We start from the raw sequence: 17,704 nt of genomic DNA on the forward strand, positions 1-17,704 counted from the left end.
GGAGTGGTTGCGGTCAGGCTGGCAGTTGCGCCACCCCCTCTTTCTGCGCGGCGCCAGAGGGCACCACGATCAGTGTCACATCTGCCGATTCCAACATGGCCGCGGTGCGGTCATCGATCTTGTCGTCGGTGATGATTGTGTCGATCCGCTCAAGTGGGCACAGAACCAAGCTGGAGCGTTGTTCAAATTTGGAGCTGTCCACCAGAACGATCAGTTCCTCGGCTTGCCCGATTAGCTTTTGTTCGGCCTGGATCAGCAATGGATCGCCTTCCATGAGGCCCAGCGGGCCAATACCTTGTGCGCCCATGAACATCCGCTTGGCGTAGAAGTTGCGGGTCACGTCGTTGTCGAACGGCGAAAGGATGATGTTTTGTTCGCGGTAAATGATCCCGCCTGACAACATCACTGTGTTTTGGGTGTTCTTCAGAAGGTGCTCGGCGATCGGGAATGAATTGGTGAACACCTGCATCCGGCGCGATGCCAATGGGTGAACCATTTGGAACGTTGTGGTTCCGCCATTGATGATGATCGGCTCACCATCTTTGCACAGCTCAACAGCGGCAGCGGCAATCGCCTGCTTTTCAGCGCTATTCAGCGTTTCGTTGACAGAAAAAGGCCGTCCTGCAAGGCCAACGAAAGGTGTTGTCGTCAGAGCCTCAGCACCACCGCGCACCCGGCGCAGCAGCTTTTTCTCGTCCAGCGTATTGATGTCACGACGTACGGTCGCTTCGGACGCGCCAGTCAACGTGCACAGATCAATGACGGTCACAAGTGAACGGTCTTGAACGGCAGATAGCATGACTCTGTGGCGATCGTTTTCGTGCATGGGGTGTCCCTTTGATTGCTTTGAACGTGGGGCGAATCGCGACAGTTTGTCAATCATTATTTGTCATATGCAATCATTCTGCACTGCAGCGTGATTGTTTGTGATTGAAAATGATTGACTTGCTTGCCGCCTGCCGTCACGTTGATTTCGAATAGTTAGTTCTAACCCGTCGTCCACGGAGACACACATGACCTCTTCCAAAAACAGCCAACGTCTTGAAAATAAATGGGATGCCCCCCGCGCAAACAAGATGAGCGAGCCGGAGAAACTGCTGTATCGCTCCAACCTGTTGGGGTCGGACAAGAGAATCACGAACTACGGCGGCGGGAATACATCCGCAAAAGTGATGCAAGATGATCCGCTGACGGGTGACGTGACCGAGGTGCTGTGGGTCAAAGGGTCTGGCGGAGACGTTGGATCGATCAAAATGGACGGGTTCTCAACCCTTTACATGAACAAACTGAATGCCCTGCGCGGGCTTTATCGCGGGGTCGAATTTGAGGACGAGATGGTCGCCTATCTCCCCCACTGCACGTTCAACCTGAACCCGCGTGCGGCCTCGATCGATACGCCGCTCCATGCCTATGTGCCCGCAAAACACGTGGATCACATGCACCCCGATGCGATCATCGCGATCGCCGCCGCCAAGGACAGCAAGGCACTGACGCAACAAATCTTTGGTGACAGCATCGGCTGGCTGCCTTGGAAGAAGCCGGGCTACGAATTGGGCCTTTGGCTGTCTGATTTTTGTGAAAAGAACCCAGATGCCAAAGGCGTCGTCCTTGAAAGCCACGGGTTGTTCACCTGGGCCGATGACGCGAAAGACTGTTATGAGCTGACTCTGGACGTCATCCAGACTGCGATGGATTGGTTCGCCAAGGAAACCGCTAACAAAGATGCCTTCGGCGGGGCGGTTCACACCAGCCTAAATGCAGATGCCCGCCGCGCCACCGCCGCGCGCCTGATGCCTGCGATCCGCGGATATGTGTCTGGCCAACAGCATATGGTCGGCCACTTCACAGACAGTGACGCTGTTCTGGAGTTCGTCAACGCCAAAGACATGAAACGTCTTGCCGCCTTGGGCACGTCTTGCCCCGACCACTTCCTGCGGACCAAAATCTGCCCGCTCGTGGTTGATTTCGACCCTGTCAAGCCGGACGTAGATGCCACTATCGCTGGCCTCGATGAGGCTATCGCTGACTATCGCGTCGGCTATCAGGCCTATTATGATCGCTGCAAACACGACGACAGCCCTGCCATCCGCGACCCCAACGCGGTGGTTTACCTGATTCCGGGCGTTGGCATGATCACCTTTGCCAAAGACAAAGCGACGGCCCGCATTTCAGGCGAATTTTACGTCAACGCCATCAACGTAATGCGCGGTGCGGACGCCGTATCTGAATATCAGGGCCTGCCCGAACAAGAAGCCTTCGACATCGAATACTGGCTTCTGGAAGAGGCCAAACTGCAACGCATGCCCGCGCCAAAATCTATGGCAGGCCGCGTGGCTTTGGTCACTGGCGGGGCTGGCGGCATTGGCGCTGCCACAGCAGACCGTTACCTGCGCGAAGGCGCCTGTGTGATGCTGGCCGACATTGATGATGCTGCCCTTGCCGAAACCCTCGAAGGTCTCAGCACGAAATACTCCGCAGACGTTGTGCGCACCGTGAACATGAACGTCACCGATGAGTCCGCTGTGGCATCTTCCTACAGCGATATCGCCGCAGAGTTTGGCGGCGTGGACATCCTTGTCTCCAACGCTGGCATCGCCAGTTCCGCCCCCATTGAAGAGACCAGTCTTGATCTGTGGAACAAGAACATGTCGATCCTGTCCACCGGCTATTTCCTTGTCAGCCGTGAGGCCTTCAAGCTGTTCAAGGTTCAAGACATGGGCGGCGCGGTGGTCTTTGTCGCGTCCAAGAATGGCCTCGCAGCTTCGCCCAACGCCTCTGCCTATTGCACCGCCAAAGCATCCGAAATTCACCTCGCGCGCTGTCTGGCGCTTGAAGGTGCGCCCATGGGTGTGCGGGTGAACGTTGTGAACCCCGATGCGGTGTTGAAAGGGTCCAAGATCTGGCAAGGTGAATGGCTCGACCAACGCGCGGGCACTTACGGCACCGACAAGGACGGGTTGGAGGAAATGTATCGCGATCGCTCCATGCTGAAACGCTCCGTTCTGCCCGAGGACATCGCGGAGGCGGCCTATTTCCTTGCGTCCGATCTGTCGGCCAAATCTACGGGCAACATCATCAACGTCGATGCAGGCAATAAAGAAGCGTTCACGCGCTAAGCGTCCGAGGGAGGACACAACATGAGCTATGACAGCGCAAAAGCCGCTTTCGCCGATTGGGGCGTGGACACTGAAACGGCCCTAAGCAAACTTGCGACCATCCCGATATCTATGCACTGCTGGCAAGGGGACGACGTTGTCGGGTTTGAGACCAAGACCGGCAGTTCTGGCGGCGGCATTCAAGCCACGGGCAACCACCCCGGCCGCGCCCGCACACCAGATGAGCTGCGTGCCGATCTTGAGTTCTCCTACAGCCTGATCCCAGGCAAGCACCGGCTCAACCTGCATGCGTGTTACCTCGATACCGACCAGAACCCTGACAGGGACGAGATTGAATACAGCCACTTCGCCCCTTGGGTGGATTGGGCGAAAGACCACGGCCTCGGCCTTGATTTCAATCCGACGTTCTTTGCGCATGAGAAGGCCGATGACAACCTGACGCTCAGCCATCCCGATCAGGGTATCCGCGATTTCTGGATCGAACATGGCAAACGGTCACGCGATATCGCAGCCCAAATGGGCGCGGCTCTTGGCACGCCTTGCGTGAACAACATCTGGGTGCCCGATGGCTATAAGGATACGCCTGTTGACCGCATGGCGCCACGTAGGCGGCTCGAAGTCTCGCTTGACGCTATGATGGCCGCGAAACAAGACAAAGCGCAGATGCTGGACGCCGTCGAAAGCAAGCTGTTCGGGATCGGGGTCGAGGCCTGCACCGTTGGCAGCCACGAATTCTACATGGGTTACGCGATCCGCAAAGGCATCCTGCTGTGCCTGGATATGGGACATTTCCATCCGACCGAGAATGTCGCCGACAAGCTCAGCTCTGTGGCCTTGTCCGTCGATGAGATCCTGCTCCACGTCAGCCGCCCGATGCGATGGGACAGCGATCATGTAATCCTATTGGATGACGCGATCCTGCAAATGGCACAGGAGTTGGTGAGCTCTGATCTACTGGGGCGTACCCACATCGGGCTCGATTTCTTCGACGCCACAATCAGCCGAACAGCGGCCTGGGTTATTGGGACACGTAACATGCAAAAAGCCCTGCTGCGCGCGTTGCTGGCCCCGTGGGGTAATCTGAAGTCAGCAGAAACCACCCTCGACTACACATCGCGTCTGGTTGTCACCGAAGAGGTCAAAGACTTGCCCTACGCGGCCGTCTGGGCTGAGTTCAGCGAACGGATGGGCGTTGCGAACGGACAGTCACTTGTTTCGGACCTTAACCGGTACCAAGCAAGTGTTGCCGGTCGCGGCTGAGTGCGCGGCAATTCAATGGGCTTGGCGGTTTCGCGAGCGAGCTTTGGGTCGAGGAGTCGACAGTCGAGATGAATCGTTCTTCGGCAGTAATTTCCCGCGGACTTTGAAATCTCTGACGCGTAGATTGCAGCAATGCGGCGAAAGTCCGCTATGCGGGCTGCAGCTGCAGCATCAAGCGGTAGTGTCGGATGTCCGCTAATGGGATGTACCGGCTGCTTCACCCAGCAGGTTAGGCTTGGCCTATTTCACCTGCAGATAGGAGAAGTAGCATGGCGAAGAACGATTTTGATGAGCTGATGTCTGTTGGCGTCGATATCGGCAAAGACACATTCCACATCGTGGCATTCGACCCTGACGGGCGGTTGGTGATGCGCAAACAGATCAAACGGCTGGCGCTGGTTCAGACGTTTGAGAAGCTGCCCCGGTGCGTGGTCGGCATGGAAGCGTGTCTGAGCGCTCATTTTGTGAGCCGGACGCTCCGCAAGATGGGCTTTGAGCCTCGGATCATTCCGGCGATCTATGTGAAGCCATTCATCAAAGGACAGAAGAATGACTACAACGACGCGGAGGCGATAGCTGAAGCGGCACTGCGACCCAATCTGCCGGTTGTCCCCGAGAAGAGCCAGGAACAGCTCGACCTGCAGGCGCTGCATCGCGTTCGGTCACGGCTGGTGTCGCGTCGGACGGCGACGATCAACCAGATCCGCGCCTTCCTGATCGAGCAGGGGATCACGGTGCGCAAAGGTTTGCGAGCTCTGAAAAACTCATTCGAGGCGATCCTGGAAGAGCGCAAGGACGAGATATCACCCCGCATGCGGAAGATCCTGATTGGTCTCTACGGCGACTGGCTGTGGTTGGATGAGTGGATCCACACTGTTTCGAAGGAGATTGAGCAAATCAGCCGAACCGAAGAGAACTGCGTGAACGTCATGACGATCCCTGGCATCGGCCCGATGATCTCGACTGCGATGGTAGCAGCAATTGGAACGGGCGAGGCCTTTGGTCGAGGGCGCGATTTTGCGGCCTGGGTTGGCCTCGTACCGCGACAGTACAGTACAGGCGGTCGCACAGTGCTGGGCCGGATATCAAAGCGTGGCAGCCGATACCTGCGAATGCTCTTCGTTCAGGCCGCCAAGGTTATCTTGATGCGAACCAACCGTTGGCCGGACTTCAGCTTTGGAGAATGGCTGGCGCGAGCCGCAGAGCGTATGAACCGCAACAAGCTTGCCGTCGCACTGGCCAACAAGCTGGCTCGGATGGCGTGGAGCATCTTGAGATACAAAACGGCGTTTGACGCGCCCAGAGACGAGGTGGCTATCGGCGTGTAAGCCGGATCGACCCAGAGGAGTTCGCGACTGAAAGGATGCATGGAACGGAACAATTGCGCCCCCAGAGTCTGACGGCCCATTCGGTCAAATTGGACCTTGCCGCTAATTAGACCACGGCGCGTGCGTAACCCCAACAAGGCCACGACCCGCGTGTCGATCAGTAGGCCGGATACATATGAGCGACTTCCGAGAACATGCGAGAAATCATTTGCGAACAGCAGCCGGTACATACATAATAGGTCGTCCTTGCAGGCGGTCTATAGTTCTAGATTTCAATGGCTTCCGCGATAGCCAATGCATCTTCAAGCTCAACGCCGAGATAACGGACTGTGCTGTCCATCTTGGTGTGACCAAGCAGTAGCTGCACGGCTCGGAGATTTCCCGTCGCTTTATAGATCTGCGTAACCTTGGTGCGACGCATTGAATGGGTGCCATAGGCCGTCGCTTCAAGGCCAATCGAAGTCACCCAGTCGCACACAATCCGCGCGTACTGACGGGTAGAAATGTGGAGTCGTTCGTGAAAACGGCCTGGCCAAAGATATTCTGACCCGACCATCAAATCGTCTTCCATCCATTTCTCAACTGACGCTTGGGTCCCTTCTGATATCTCGAACCGCACAGGCTTTTGCGTCTTGCTCTGCAAAACCGACGCCCACCCCTTGATTTGACCAGACGCCATGACGTCGACGACTTTCATCTTCACCAGGTCACAGCCGCGCAGTTTGCTGTCGATCGCCATGTTGAAGAGAGCGAGGTCGCGATGGTTTTCGGCCAGTTCGAGGCGAACCCGGATCGCCCAAACGTGCTTTGGCTTCAATGGTCGCTTCTGGCCGACCATGCGGCCCTTGTTCTAGGCGGGGCGAAGTGCGCGAATGGTTGGTAGGTTTGGTGTTTTCATGACTGATCCTCCGATCCACCATGCCTTCCACAACGACAACCAGACGTTGACAGTTCACCATATCACGAGATGCTGCGGTGCATCCGAAGTCGGCAAAGAGCCCAAACCTTACAAGTGGTGCCATCAGCGTCTTTTTCGCCGAACTCTGCTCGCGCAAGTAAACCGAGCTTTAGCCGTCATCCTTTCGGCCGGTCGCGTGATCAGCCAAGAAATCGGCAATACAGGACCCGACTTCTTCCCAGTCCGTGAACTCGTGGTCACGCACCGACGGATCGAACTCATGACCTGCCAACACAACCTGCCGCAAGACCTGGGATGCGTAGTAGTCGTAGCTATCCGAGTGAATGGCCCCTGCCACAAGAAGTTCCATTTTGGGGGTGAGGCCGGTGCGAAGTTTCATTTCGTCTGCAAAATCCTGAGCTTCTTGCTGCCCCTCTGGAAATGCCGCTTTCAGACTTATCGACAGAAAAAGCGTGGATTTTGAGGCCAGCTCTTCCCGACTGGCGGCAACGAAAGCTTCGAAAGGCTTTGGGTGGCGTCTCTCATGAACTGGAGCAGCAAGTATGACCCTGCCAATGCCGTCAAAAGTCGGTTTTTCGATCGGTTCAGACGTATCAAAAAGAATTATCTCTTCTCCCGCAGCGCGAACGTGCTTCTCCACAAATTCTGCGACCTTCCGAGTTTGTCCCTCGACAGTTCCGAATGCGATCAAAGTGGTCATTGTCTTGCCTCCGCAGGAGTTCTACACCGCCGCACGCAAAAATGGATTGTTCCAGATCAAATGTGCGGCGCAGGCCCGGCGGGCAGAAAAATCCCGCTCAGACATCCTTGGCGCCATCAATCCACATCCCATCGCAAGAAAACGTGCCAACTCGAAAATTGAGACTGCCATTTCTTTGGATATGGCCGCAGCCGTATCACAACTGCAATCCAGCTCGATCGGTTTAAACTGCAACAACGTCTTTTACGTACTGGACCGCAATCCAACCGCCTGACGCAACTCGTTGGCCAGCAGTTTTTGGACCAGCGCAAATCTTGGTGTGAGCGCGAATTCCTTAAGGCAGGCGACCCAAACCGGGACTGCAAAGTCAGCCCCCTCGACGTCCAGGCGGTTCAGTCGGTGATCCGCGTCGCCAACCAGTCTGGGCAACAAGGCGTTGCCGATGCCCTCTGCCACAAGGCGTTGCACCACCAGAAAACTGTCGGCACCGCCGATCATTTGATCAGCCGGCACATTATCTGTCATCCATTTCGCGGCGAGCGAGCCGCTCAACGCGCCTTCCAGTTTCAACCATTTTCTGTCGGGGTTTCCGTCACCATATGCAGCAAAGGCCAGATCGCCGACGTGCTGTCCGACAAGATTGTCCCCCAGATCCACGGTCGGGCGGACAACGATATCGGCGGACAAGCGGCTGAGGTCATGATGCACATTCGCGCTTAGTAACGACAATTCGATCCGTGGATACCGATCGGCAATCATGGCGACGATGGAAGGCAATACCCTTTGGCAAATACTGTCGGTCGACGCGATGCGCACGGGACCGGACGGCGACTGGTCTGCCCCGACGATGGTGCGTTCGGTGGCCAGAACGGCGTCCGCAACATTTGACATGGCACGCAGGATCGGAATGGCTTCGGGCAGGACACGGTATCCGGATTGCGACTTTTCAAATAGCGGCCGCTCGCAACGCGCTTCGCACGCAGCAACCCGGCGCATGACCGTGGCGTGCGTGACGCCAAGAACCGTGGCCGCCGCATTCAGCGATCCATGTTCTGCAACGGCCAGAACGTATCTGATATCATCCCAGTTTTGATTGTTCATTAATTCACAATAAGCAATCAAAGTCGACCAATTACAACGATTAATGTTCAAGCTATAGTGGGCCAAACAACACGGAGGTGAAACATGAACAAGACTGTCACACTCGCCATCGCCGGTTTCGCGACCGCAGCGGCCATCGGCACAGCCATCGCACAACAAAGCGGCAATCCAGCTGTCAAAGCCCGAACTTCGATCATGCAACTCTACGCCTTCAACCTTGGAGCTCTTGGCGCCATGGCCAAGGGTGACGTGGAATATGACGCTCAGGCAGCAAGCAGCGCAGCCAACAACCTTGTGACGCTGACGCAGATTGACCAGTCGCGTATGTGGCCTGCCGGGTCCGACAATTCCGCCGATGCGTCGTCCCGCGCTCTGCCTGCGCTGTGGCAGAACTTTCCCGATGTGATGGCCAAAGGCGCGGCATTGTCTGAAGCCGCGGTTGTCATGCAGGCAGCCGCTGGCCAGGATCTGGACTCGCTAAGAGCGGCAATGGGGGGCGTTGGTAACGCCTGCTCGGCCTGCCACAAGGCCTATCGCGCCCCGCAAAACTGATCTCGTCGGTCATGGGGCATGTGTCCCATGACCAGCCCCGCGCCACCAAGCGGCGCTGACCGTCGGCTATTCGTCGCGGCGACGTTCCAAGGCGCTTGCATTGACACCGCCAACAAATGCCGCAATCCGTCGAAATGCGTCGTCAGTTTCAGGCAATCCGGCCGTCATTGGCCAAACATGCCACATCCCTTGGTAGATGCGCATTTCGCTATCGCTCGAAGCCGATTGCAGCGCTTGATGCATTCGCTCGGTATCATCGCGCCATACCTCGTCTTCACCTACCAGAAGAAGTGCCGGTGGAAGGTTCGACAGGTCAGCAAAGAGCGGAGAAATGATTGGGTTTTCGAAATCAAAGCCTTCCGGAAAATGCGACTGCCAGTGCCTCAGGACCGGATAGGAGAGGATTGGATCACTTTGAATATGCATGCTGCAGCCGGACAAGCTGGCATCAAACGCTCCCGAGAGTGATATCCATCCTGCTGGGCGCGTGTGGCCGCCGTCTCGCAATCTCACCAAGCTTGCCGCGACCAAACCGGCGCCCGAACTGTCACCCGCAAAGAACACCGGGTGTCGGCTGTCGTCTAAGGCCCGACTGAAATTCAGAAACACCGACACAAAGTCGTCGCTTGGCGCGGTAAGCGGTGCTTCTGGCAAGAGACGATAGCCCGCCATAATGACCTGTAGTTTTGTGGCGGCGGCAAGCCGAGAACAAAACGCCTTGTGTGTCGTGATCGATCCGCTGGTTAGGCCGCCGCCATGGGCGTACAAAAGCGTGGCAACGGGGTCTTGATTGGACGGACGAAGTCGCAAGCACGGAACTCCACCAAATTCTTCATCGGTAGCAAGAACATCTGCAGCCAGCGGAATCGACGCCGCGAATTGATCCCAACCTCGGCGTTCGTCGGCAAGCGTCACGCTTGGATCGACCTGTTCTTTCTGAAGTGCGCGCCTTGCGGTTGCGGCTTCAACGCTGGGCATACTTAACTTTTGTCCATGGTTACTGTTTTCACAATGGTCGAAGACTGCATTCCAACGCTGTACATAGCAGGCCTCGCCTAGCTCGCGGCACAACTCAGTCGCGCAAACAACACAAGGTCTGCCAACTTGTTGGTCCAGCCATCGGCATGGATTGCCGAAACGGTTTCAGTGGGTTGTCTTTCGTGAACCACATTCACCCGGGTGAGGTTGTCCGAGATGGATTCAAATGTGACCGTTACAAGTGTGTCTTTGACACTTGGGGAGTCGCCGCCCCAGTTCCACGTATAAACGAGCTTCTTGTAGGGCTCGACAGCAAGATATTTTCCATTTGCCGCCTCTTCGACAGATGTCTCGCCTGATTTGGCCATGCCATAGCGGTAGGTGCCCCCGACACGCACATCCATTTCGCACAGAACCAATTTCAGATTCTCGGTCTTTCCCCACCATGTTTTCTTGATATCGGGCACCGTCCAGGCTTCCCAGACATCCTTGACGTTTGCAGGTATCGTTTCGCTCACCTCAACAACATCAATATCAGGATCGGTCATCTTTTCCTCCTTCAGTCCTCTTCTCTTCAAAATGTGCCTTCAGGTCGCCGAGGGCGGCGTCCCAAAGCCGCTGATGTCGGTTGGCCCACTCGGACACTTTGCCCAAGGCGTCAGGCCGCAATTCATAGAGCTTTTCGCGCCCGACCCGCTTTGCATTCACAAGCCCTGCCTGGTCCAGGATGTTCAGGTGTTTCGAAATCGCGGGTCTTGTCATCTCAAACTGGCCCGCGATGTCGCTTACCCGCATCGATCGGGTCTTGGACAAAAGCGAGACAATCTCCAACCGCGTCGCGTCGCCCAAGGCGCTGAACATGAGATGCGTGTTCTCTAAGGAAACCATTTGGTATCCTTTTAGGGTATGACCACACTCCAGGTCAACCCCAGAATTTTGCTTGGCCGTAGCGCATCAACCTGCGGCCATCGTTATCCCGGTGACCCATTCAACAGAATTCCACACGTTCAATGTGTGGCTGACCCTAAACGGCTGCGCCCAGGAGATGGTTCTTACAGTCCGCATCCCCGACGGACCGGCCCAACATTGAAACACGCCATTGAGAACTATTCGCAGCGCTGACGCCCAAAAGTGCACAGGCGCACAACTTGGCGGTTTTTTCATCACGGCAGATGTCCGCTGAGCCAGTCATCTTGCATCCGTGCAACTACACTGCAATCTTTCCACCAAATTTATGAAGCTGGAACAGAGTCGTGCGTCTTGTCATCAATGGGATTAAGCAAGGTCTCCTGGCACTGGCTAAGGCCGAGGAGCTTCTCGCATCGTCAACTGCCAAAGATGACCTCGAAATCTGGGCTTCCCATGAGAATGAGGCATCACTTTGTGCGCCGATGAACTCGCGCTGCGGTTGGCTGATGTTCCTGAGATTTAATGGAGATGTAGGTTTCAGATCGCGAAGTCGCACCAAGGGCGAAAACGAAAGCGATGTGGAGCAGTTCGTTTTGGCGAATGGTCAGGCGGACAGCTACCCGAAGTCACGGACCTTTGAGCGCAAACCTATAATTGATGCCATTCTGGAATTTGTCCTTAGCGGAAAGAAGCCTTCATCGGTCGATTGGCACGATGATAGTGCGACATAACTAAGGTCGACTATGTCCCGCACAGTCGCCGACTGCGGCCTAGATCGAGTGTCTCCTTAGCGCTGGCCCCTTTCGTTGGAAGAGCATGCGGCGAAGGTCAGAAAAGAGCCCGGACCTAACAAGATGCTGCGTGATGGCGAATGTCGACTAACGCCGTCGCGCCAGTTCACGATAGAGCGCAGGTGCTGATACGCCAATTTGCTCGGCGACCTTGACCCAGTCTCCTTTTGAACTTCCCCATGAATATCGAGGCACGCGTCCAACCGATCCGAAACCCGCCGCAGGCGCAAGATTTCTATCCGAGCTCGTTGCGATTGAACGGCTTTCGCGTGGGTCTCGATCAAACTCATCGCAGCATCTGACGACCGGCGAAGCGCTGCTTCGAAGTCGTCTCGTCTAACAAAGGCCACTGAAGCATCAGAACGCGCGGCCGCATCGCAGCGATAGGTCTTCGCGAACATCGATGCCTCAGCGAGTGCCGTTCCTGAACCCGTGAGATGCAGTGTCAGAAGCCCGCCATCCGAGAGCGGGCGTTCCAACGCAATCAAGCCTTTCTTGACCAGAAACATCGACTGCACAGGGTCATCGCGGCGGAACAGAAGGTCTCTCTTTGCGAGGTCTTGCACCGGCGCATTCTCAATAATTTTTATCCACGCTGACATGATAGAGATCATACGCAATTCAACAGTTACCCGATAGTGAGGAACGAAAGGAAATGGATAAACATGCGACTTGGTATCAGTATAGCAGTTCTCACTTTGGTCGGTGCGGGGGCTGCCGAATGGATTGCGGGCTATGGCCACGGGCGATGCAGATACGGTTGGGACACTCGGGCGAATGGTCCCGGCACACGCTAGGCAACTTGCACGCGATGACCGTTGGTCCGCCTCGGTGTCCGGGACGGCTGAAGGTATCGCGTTGCAAGTGACGAGTGATGATCCGGCGGTCGTCGCTCGCATTCGTGGTCTCGGTTTCTTGGGTCTGATGGCAAGCCAAGATCACCACCGTGAGCATCATCTGATGATGGCGCTTGGGGTAGATGCCCACGCCCATTGAAGCGATCTGCAGGCAGTCGTAAATGACGCCGCCGCAAACGGCAGGATGGTCATGCAGACTGTGAGTTTGCTTGTGCTGAGATTTTGCAGCCGCAACGAATGACCGGTAAGCGGGCTGCTTCCGCAGCATCTGGGTTGGCCACTGGATGTCTCCTAAGGGCTGTCTGGTTTTTGCTCTGATTTGGTGGACACCTAGAACAGGCGCAGATTGCGCCGGGAGGTGTCGAATGACGAAACCGAAGCGATACAAACGCTACAGCGCGGAGTTCAAACGGGAAGCTCTGCGCAGGGCTGCTGACGAAGGGATGACGGACAAGGCTGTCTGCGACGAACTTGGGATCAGCACGCGGCAGTTCCGACGCTGGCACGGTGAGACGGCGATGCTGGGTCAGGATGCGTTCCCCGGTCAGGGTCGTCCGCGCGATGAGGAGGTGGCTACGCTGAAGTGTGAGCTGGCTCACGTGAACAAGGAGCGTGATTTTCTAAAGGAAGCGGCGGCGTACTTCGCTAGGCTGTCGAATTGAAGTACGCCTACTTTGATCTTCGGCGAGGCCACTATCCGGTGCGCATGATGTGCTGCCCGCTGCGCGTTTCAGCCAGCGGGTACTACGCCTGGCGCACGCGTCCGGAGAGTGCTCGCACCCGGCAGGATAGAGAATTGATGCCGAAGATCAGGCGGGTCTTCGATGCCAGCAACGGTGTCTACGGCAGCCCGCGAGTGCATGCCGAACTGGCGGCCGAGGGCGTCACAGTCGGGCGCAACAAGATTGCTCGCCTGATGCGCCTGGAACGGCTACGAGGCTGTCCCAAACGTCGTTTCCGGGTCACACCACAACGCGACCCGACGCATCCGGTTGCCAAGAACCTGTTGAAGCAGGACTTCAAGACGCGGGAGCCGAACCAGCGATGGGCGGCCGACATGACCTACATCTCGACAAAGCAGGGCTGGCTCTACCTTCCGGTTGTTATGGATCTCTTCTCACGTCGCATCGTGGGCTGGTCCATGAGCCAGCGGAAGGGACGGCACCTTGTGGTCGGGGCTTTGAGAATGGCCATTGATGCGCGCCGACCGGACGGACCTCTTGTCCATCATTCGGATCGTGGCGCCCAATACACCAGCGAAGACTTCCGAAAGGAACTTGCCCGTAATGGCATCGAATGCAGCATGAGTGCGGCCGCTAACTGTTATGACAACGCCGTTGTTGAAAGCTTCTTCGGGGTGCTCAAACGCGAACGTGTGAACCGTGTTCGGTACAGGACTAGGGAGGAGGCACGAGCTGATCTGTTCGAACTCCTCGAGGTGTTCTACAATCGAAACCGTCGCCATGGCTATCTTGGCAACGTAAGTCCGGTTGAATTCGAAGAGCGGTCAAACGGATTTTTTGAAACTGTCCACTGAAACGGGGCAAGACGAGTCAGTTCGGTAACGAGGCAAGTCCTATCTCTGATGCCACGCAGTATTCGAAATCTGGAACGAGCTCCGAATGGCCGATGCTGCGACCTTCGCGAGTATCCGCTTTGGCGGCAGATTGCGCTTGCATAGAAATTAAGAAACTTACCTGCGATTTTTTCAAATATGAAAACTTTGTGCTGAACGGTCGATGTAATCCACTCTTGTTGGCCCTCCGTTTGGCCAGTCATATCTTCTGTATCTCTCCCCCTGAAGAGGCTCGCCGCCATATTTGAGGAAACGGCAGATAGCGCCAAGCCCAGGACAACGAAAAACGCTTCAAAAGATAAAATCGTTTGCGTCGAGGTCTGACAGGTTCGTATCAGACAAAACAATCCAGTTGCTGTCCCCGGTCGCAATCAGAACATCTGATCCGGACTGGGTCGCAGCACCAGTCGTGCTGCTGGACAAATCCAGATCGTTCAATTCAGAGATTGCACTGACGTCGCGCAAATCGATGCGCTCAAAGTCGTTGCGTGCTGCGAAATCGCCAATCGTGTCCTGGCCATGGCCATCGGCAAATACGAAGACGTCAGCGTTGAAGCGCCCGAAGAGAAGGTCATTGCCGGTGCCGCCCTCGATTGTATCAAAGCCGGAGCCTCCGTTGATTGTATCATTGTCCGCCCCGCCAAAGATGAGGTCATTGCCGCTGCCTCCGAAAAAGCGATCATCTCCTGCGTCACCAAACAGCGTGTCATTGCCCGCCTCGCCAAACAGGCCATCGTTGCCATCGCCCCCATGGCCCAGATCGTCGCCCGTACCACCAAACAACCGATCCAGACCCTGACCGCCTCGCAACTCGTCGTTGCCATCACGACCATAGAGGTTGTCTGCCTGGTGTCCGCCGTCCAGCAGGTCATCTCCGTCGCCGCCGTCCAGCATATCGAAGCCGCCATCACCGAAAATCGTGTCGTTTCCCGCTTCGCCCCACAAACCGTCAACGGTCATTCCCAAATTCGAGCCACCGCTGATCCAGTCGTTGCCATCGCCGCCATAGACGCGATCAGCCGACCCGCCAGCCAGAATCCTGTCGTAACCTGAACCGCCCCAAATATGGTCAAAGCCCTGACCACCATCGAGCAGGTCCCAGCCATCGCCCCCCTCCAGAGTATCCGCCCCGTCACCTCCAAAAAGGCTGTCGACGCCATAGCCACCTCTTATCAGGTCAGCACCACCACCGCCGTACACGACGTCATTGCCCGTCCCGCCAAAAACATGCTCGACGCGACCAGAACCCCGAATAAAATCATCTCCGGATTCACCAAAAATTCGAAGTGTATCTACCCCAGTAGAATAGTCTTCACTGTGAAGGTCCAAGACATCGTTCCCGGCACCCAGATTAATCTCTTCGAGACCTGACAAACGGGCGCGTCCCGCATTGCCGCTTGAGTCTCCGGTTTGTTGGACTGAGTTATGGAAGGCGGAGATGTTGTCATGAAGGAAGAACGCATCGTTCGCGTCACCAAAGTTAACGACATCAAATCCATTTCCTCCGTCAATTACGGTCGTGTAGACGACGTGATCTGCTGTGAGCGCCTCTAGCAGAGCTTCGTCAGACATGGATGCTCGGAGAATTTCAAGGTTCTCAGTCGATTGAAGACTGTCGCCGTTCTCAATGAAAATAGTGTCGTCTCCGACGCCCGCGTCAATGTAGTCAGAGCCCAACCCGTCAACCAGAACATCGTTGCCGTCGCCACCAAGCAGACGGTCATCTCCGGCAGAGCCAACCAGACTGTCTGCGCCGTTCCAACCTTGCAAATCGTCGTTGCCATCGCCACCGATGAGAGTGTCATTGCCTCCCCAACCGCGAAGCGAGTCAGATCCTTGACCGCCCTCGACACTGTCGGCATCGGCACCTGAGTTCAGATAGTCATCACCATCGCCACCAAATATTGTATCGGAACCTCCACCGGTTGTGACACTGTCGTCTCCGCCCAACGCCTGAACAAGATCGTCGTCGTCACCAGTTGCCAGCACGTCGCGCACGTCTGTCCCGGTACTTTGGATGTACGCGGGTATCTCGTAGACCAATTGCACGACCTCATAAGGAAGCAGAGTGATCTCAAACGGTGTGTTGAATTGATCTGGTATGACACTCAGTTCGGTGACAGTTGCACGCACATCATGTTCGTTGACGTAATAGACTTCGCCATTGACGATCAGGGATTGAGATTGGTCCCAAACGTCTGTTTCATAATTGTAATGGCGACCATCCGAGCTCTCTCGATCGTATCCGATTTGGGTTGCTGAAACCAACGCAGTGTCTCCAAACCAGTCACCCAAAGAGAATGAGATACTCTCTGTTTCGTCAGACCGGGACGCCACGTAGACAACGACTCTGTCGTCGTTTGCAAAAATTGTATGAAACATCTCATACCCGAACGACCAACTCGCAGGGACCAGTTCAAGTCCTGGCAATTGGGTCGACATCAAATCAAACATCGCGCCGCCAACACTGTTGATGACAACACCCGTGGCCGGATCGGTCAGAACCTCCCCCGAGCCGGCAAGATCGGCTGCGGTGTTAAGATGTGGGGGCCAAACATACGCTTCATCGGCACCCAGATCCACAATATGCGTGAAATGAGCGAGGAGGCTGGAAGCCGCCTTCATTCCCAAATTATCGAGGTTCGCTACTCTTACGTTCCACTCTGTGATTGCAAAGGTAATGTCTTCGCCAAGTGTTGTCCTCCAAATGGCGAGGTCGAGACTGAGCATCTGATCCCACTGGGAAAATGGGTCAATTTCGCCTGCCATTCCTCGCAAGTAGAAGTGTTCCACGACGCCATCAATCTCGGCCCGGGCTTCCTCGCTGATTTGGTCCAATATTGTCTGGTTCGACTCAATGGTTCTTGTCAGATACCCTCTTTCATCGTTGGTCCAATGAAACTCGCTATAAGAGCCACTGGCTTGCCCCATTTGCACCCAAATTGGAACATCTACACCTACGGCATCAATTGCATCCGAAATAGCAAGCACTGAATCGTTTGCCACCTGTCCATAAGATGTTTCAGTTTGATGCCGATAGTATTCGTTCCCGATTTCAAATGCATGCACAGTATCTGGGAATTGTTCAACCAAAAGACCGGCAAACTCTCCGACTTCTGCCGCATCGGAATAGGCGGCATGTGATGGCGTAACAATTAGTACTCTATGACCAGTCGCTTGAGCGGTTTCCATAAAGTTTACAAGGTGTTCTGGCAATTGTCCGTCAATGACCATACCGTCGATGTAAGCAACGTCCGGATGCCCAGCCGGATACCGCAGATAGCCGACATCCAGTTCCTCAACCGCCGTCATATAGTTCTCGTCTGGTATACCGTTGTCTGTATTGCGCGTGTAAAGTGTATTTCCCCCGAAATGCACGTCAGAAACGAAACGACCAGTGTCGCTCTGAATACCAGTTACCGTTACACTCTCCACCTGTCCGTGCTCCCTTACCAAACTACTTGGCTGTATAAGGGCAGGATCGACGCGAAAATAAACTCTGCATTGCTTCGCATCTATTGCACTTTAAAGCCTGAATGGAGTGGATGTCATTTCGAGGTCAGGCGGCCGCCATAAGGCTGACAAAATCCCCTTTTGGGGTGCTCAAAAGCACGTCG

15 protein-coding genes and 1 pseudogene are annotated in these 17,704 nt (G+C 55.6%); 7 read left to right on the forward strand and 9 right to left on the reverse strand.

All coding sequences use genetic code 11. The annotated features are described in order from the left end of the window. Positions 1-13: 13 nt before the first annotated feature. Positions 14-826 carry a DeoR/GlpR family DNA-binding transcription regulator gene (locus tag Q1A89_RS02665; RefSeq protein ID WP_299726051.1) on the reverse strand — a complete coding sequence of 271 codons (813 nt, stop codon included), beginning with the start codon at positions 824-826 and terminating at the stop codon, positions 14-16. A gap of 187 nt (positions 827-1,013) precedes the next feature. On the opposite strand from Q1A89_RS02665, the gene Q1A89_RS02670 reads away from it, so the two are divergent. The 3 genes from Q1A89_RS02670 (at position 1,014) to Q1A89_RS02680 (ending at position 5,704) form a co-directional block, all read left to right on the forward strand. Then, positions 1,014-3,116 (forward strand): bifunctional rhamnulose-1-phosphate aldolase/short-chain dehydrogenase, encoded by a 2,103-nt coding sequence (locus Q1A89_RS02670; protein WP_299723356.1) that lies wholly within the window; start codon positions 1,014-1,016, stop codon positions 3,114-3,116. Between the two features lie 21 nt (positions 3,117-3,137). Further along, positions 3,138-4,376, forward strand: a complete 1,239-nt coding sequence (locus Q1A89_RS02675) for an L-rhamnose isomerase (RefSeq protein WP_299723359.1) — start codon at positions 3,138-3,140, stop codon at positions 4,374-4,376. Positions 4,377-4,645: 269 nt separating this feature from the next. Next, positions 4,646-5,704, forward strand: a complete 1,059-nt coding sequence (locus tag Q1A89_RS02680) for an IS110 family transposase (RefSeq protein ID WP_299723362.1) — start codon at positions 4,646-4,648, stop codon at positions 5,702-5,704. Positions 5,705-5,969: 265 nt separating this feature from the next. Here Q1A89_RS02680 and Q1A89_RS02685 read toward each other — a convergent pair whose 3' ends face one another. Both Q1A89_RS02685 and Q1A89_RS02690 read right to left on the reverse strand, forming a co-directional pair. Then, on the reverse strand, positions 5,970-6,542 hold the full coding sequence (locus tag Q1A89_RS02685; RefSeq protein ID WP_299723365.1) for a tyrosine-type recombinase/integrase: 573 nt from the start codon (positions 6,540-6,542) through the stop codon (positions 5,970-5,972). Positions 6,543-6,771: 229 nt separating this feature from the next. Continuing rightward, a complete protein-coding gene (locus tag Q1A89_RS02690) occupies positions 6,772-7,323 on the reverse strand; it encodes a flavodoxin domain-containing protein (protein WP_299723368.1) in 552 nt (183 codons plus the stop codon). Here Q1A89_RS02690 and Q1A89_RS02695 point away from each other — a divergent pair. Then, on the forward strand, positions 7,316-7,597 hold the full coding sequence (locus tag Q1A89_RS02695; RefSeq protein WP_299723371.1) for a hypothetical protein: 282 nt from the start codon (positions 7,316-7,318) through the stop codon (positions 7,595-7,597). The two genes, Q1A89_RS02690 and Q1A89_RS02695, sit on opposite strands and share 8 nt — an antisense overlap. Here the strand turns inward: Q1A89_RS02695 and Q1A89_RS02700 are convergent. Further along, positions 7,567-8,490, reverse strand: a complete 924-nt coding sequence (locus tag Q1A89_RS02700; protein ID WP_299723374.1) for a LysR family transcriptional regulator — start codon at positions 8,488-8,490, stop codon at positions 7,567-7,569. The two genes, Q1A89_RS02695 and Q1A89_RS02700, sit on opposite strands and share 31 nt — an antisense overlap. An 18-nt stretch (positions 8,491-8,508) precedes the next feature. Here Q1A89_RS02700 and Q1A89_RS02705 point away from each other — a divergent pair, with 18 nt between their 5' ends. Next, positions 8,509-8,976 (forward strand): cytochrome c, encoded by a 468-nt coding sequence (locus Q1A89_RS02705; RefSeq protein WP_299723377.1) that lies wholly within the window; start codon positions 8,509-8,511, stop codon positions 8,974-8,976. Between the two features lie 66 nt (positions 8,977-9,042). Here Q1A89_RS02705 and Q1A89_RS02710 read toward each other — a convergent pair whose 3' ends face one another. The 3 genes from Q1A89_RS02710 to Q1A89_RS02720 form a co-directional block, all read right to left on the reverse strand. After that, complete coding sequence (locus tag Q1A89_RS02710; RefSeq protein WP_299723380.1) at positions 9,043-9,954, reverse strand: alpha/beta hydrolase; 912 nt, start codon at positions 9,952-9,954, stop codon at positions 9,043-9,045. Between the two features lie 77 nt (positions 9,955-10,031). Then, the gene (locus Q1A89_RS02715) at positions 10,032-10,502 is read right to left on the reverse strand and encodes an SRPBCC domain-containing protein (protein ID WP_299723383.1); all 471 of its coding nucleotides are present in this window, start codon (positions 10,500-10,502) and stop codon (positions 10,032-10,034) included. Beyond that, on the reverse strand, positions 10,489-10,842 hold the full coding sequence (locus Q1A89_RS02720) for a metalloregulator ArsR/SmtB family transcription factor (protein ID WP_299723386.1): 354 nt from the start codon (positions 10,840-10,842) through the stop codon (positions 10,489-10,491). The genes Q1A89_RS02715 and Q1A89_RS02720 overlap by 14 nt, the downstream gene beginning before the upstream one ends. Positions 10,843-11,207: 365 nt before the next feature. Here Q1A89_RS02720 and Q1A89_RS02725 point away from each other — a divergent pair, with 365 nt between their 5' ends. Further along, on the forward strand, positions 11,208-11,594 hold the full coding sequence (locus Q1A89_RS02725) for an Imm1 family immunity protein (RefSeq protein WP_299723389.1): 387 nt from the start codon (positions 11,208-11,210) through the stop codon (positions 11,592-11,594). Between the two features lie 56 nt (positions 11,595-11,650). On the opposite strand, the gene Q1A89_RS02730 is transcribed toward Q1A89_RS02725, so the two are convergent. Continuing rightward, complete coding sequence (locus tag Q1A89_RS02730) at positions 11,651-12,397, reverse strand: cyclic nucleotide-binding domain-containing protein (protein WP_299723392.1); 747 nt, start codon at positions 12,395-12,397, stop codon at positions 11,651-11,653. Positions 12,398-12,876: 479 nt separating this feature from the next. Between Q1A89_RS02730 and Q1A89_RS02735 the strand changes: the two are divergent. Beyond that, positions 12,877-14,048 (forward strand): annotated as a pseudogene (locus Q1A89_RS02735) (IS3 family transposase). A gap of 330 nt (positions 14,049-14,378) precedes the next feature. On the opposite strand, the gene Q1A89_RS02740 reads toward Q1A89_RS02735, so the two are convergent. Beyond that, complete coding sequence (locus tag Q1A89_RS02740; protein WP_299723395.1) at positions 14,379-17,522, reverse strand: calcium-binding protein; 3,144 nt, start codon at positions 17,520-17,522, stop codon at positions 14,379-14,381. Between the last annotated feature and the right edge of the window lie 182 nt (positions 17,523-17,704).

The sequence above is a fragment of the uncultured Tateyamaria sp. genome (assembly GCF_947503045.1).
In the GTDB taxonomy this organism is placed as follows: Bacteria; Pseudomonadota; Alphaproteobacteria; order Rhodobacterales; family Rhodobacteraceae; genus Tateyamaria.

Coding starts and splice junctions, on each gene's coding strand:
- Q1A89_RS02665 (WP_299726051.1), bottom strand. CDS start 826: ATGCACGAAAACGATCGCCACAGAGTCATGCTATCTGCCGTTCAAGAC.
- Q1A89_RS02670 (WP_299723356.1), top strand. CDS start 1,014: ATGACCTCTTCCAAAAACAGCCAACGTCTTGAAAATAAATGGGATGCC.
- Q1A89_RS02675 (WP_299723359.1), top strand. CDS start 3,138: ATGAGCTATGACAGCGCAAAAGCCGCTTTCGCCGATTGGGGCGTGGAC.
- Q1A89_RS02680 (WP_299723362.1), top strand. CDS start 4,646: ATGGCGAAGAACGATTTTGATGAGCTGATGTCTGTTGGCGTCGATATC.
- Q1A89_RS02685 (WP_299723365.1), bottom strand. CDS start 6,542: ATGGTCGGCCAGAAGCGACCATTGAAGCCAAAGCACGTTTGGGCGATC.
- Q1A89_RS02690 (WP_299723368.1), bottom strand. CDS start 7,323: ATGACCACTTTGATCGCATTCGGAACTGTCGAGGGACAAACTCGGAAG.
- Q1A89_RS02705 (WP_299723377.1), top strand. CDS start 8,509: ATGAACAAGACTGTCACACTCGCCATCGCCGGTTTCGCGACCGCAGCG.
- Q1A89_RS02710 (WP_299723380.1), bottom strand. CDS start 9,954: ATGCCCAGCGTTGAAGCCGCAACCGCAAGGCGCGCACTTCAGAAAGAA.
- Q1A89_RS02715 (WP_299723383.1), bottom strand. CDS start 10,502: ATGACCGATCCTGATATTGATGTTGTTGAGGTGAGCGAAACGATACCT.
- Q1A89_RS02720 (WP_299723386.1), bottom strand. CDS start 10,842: ATGGTTTCCTTAGAGAACACGCATCTCATGTTCAGCGCCTTGGGCGAC.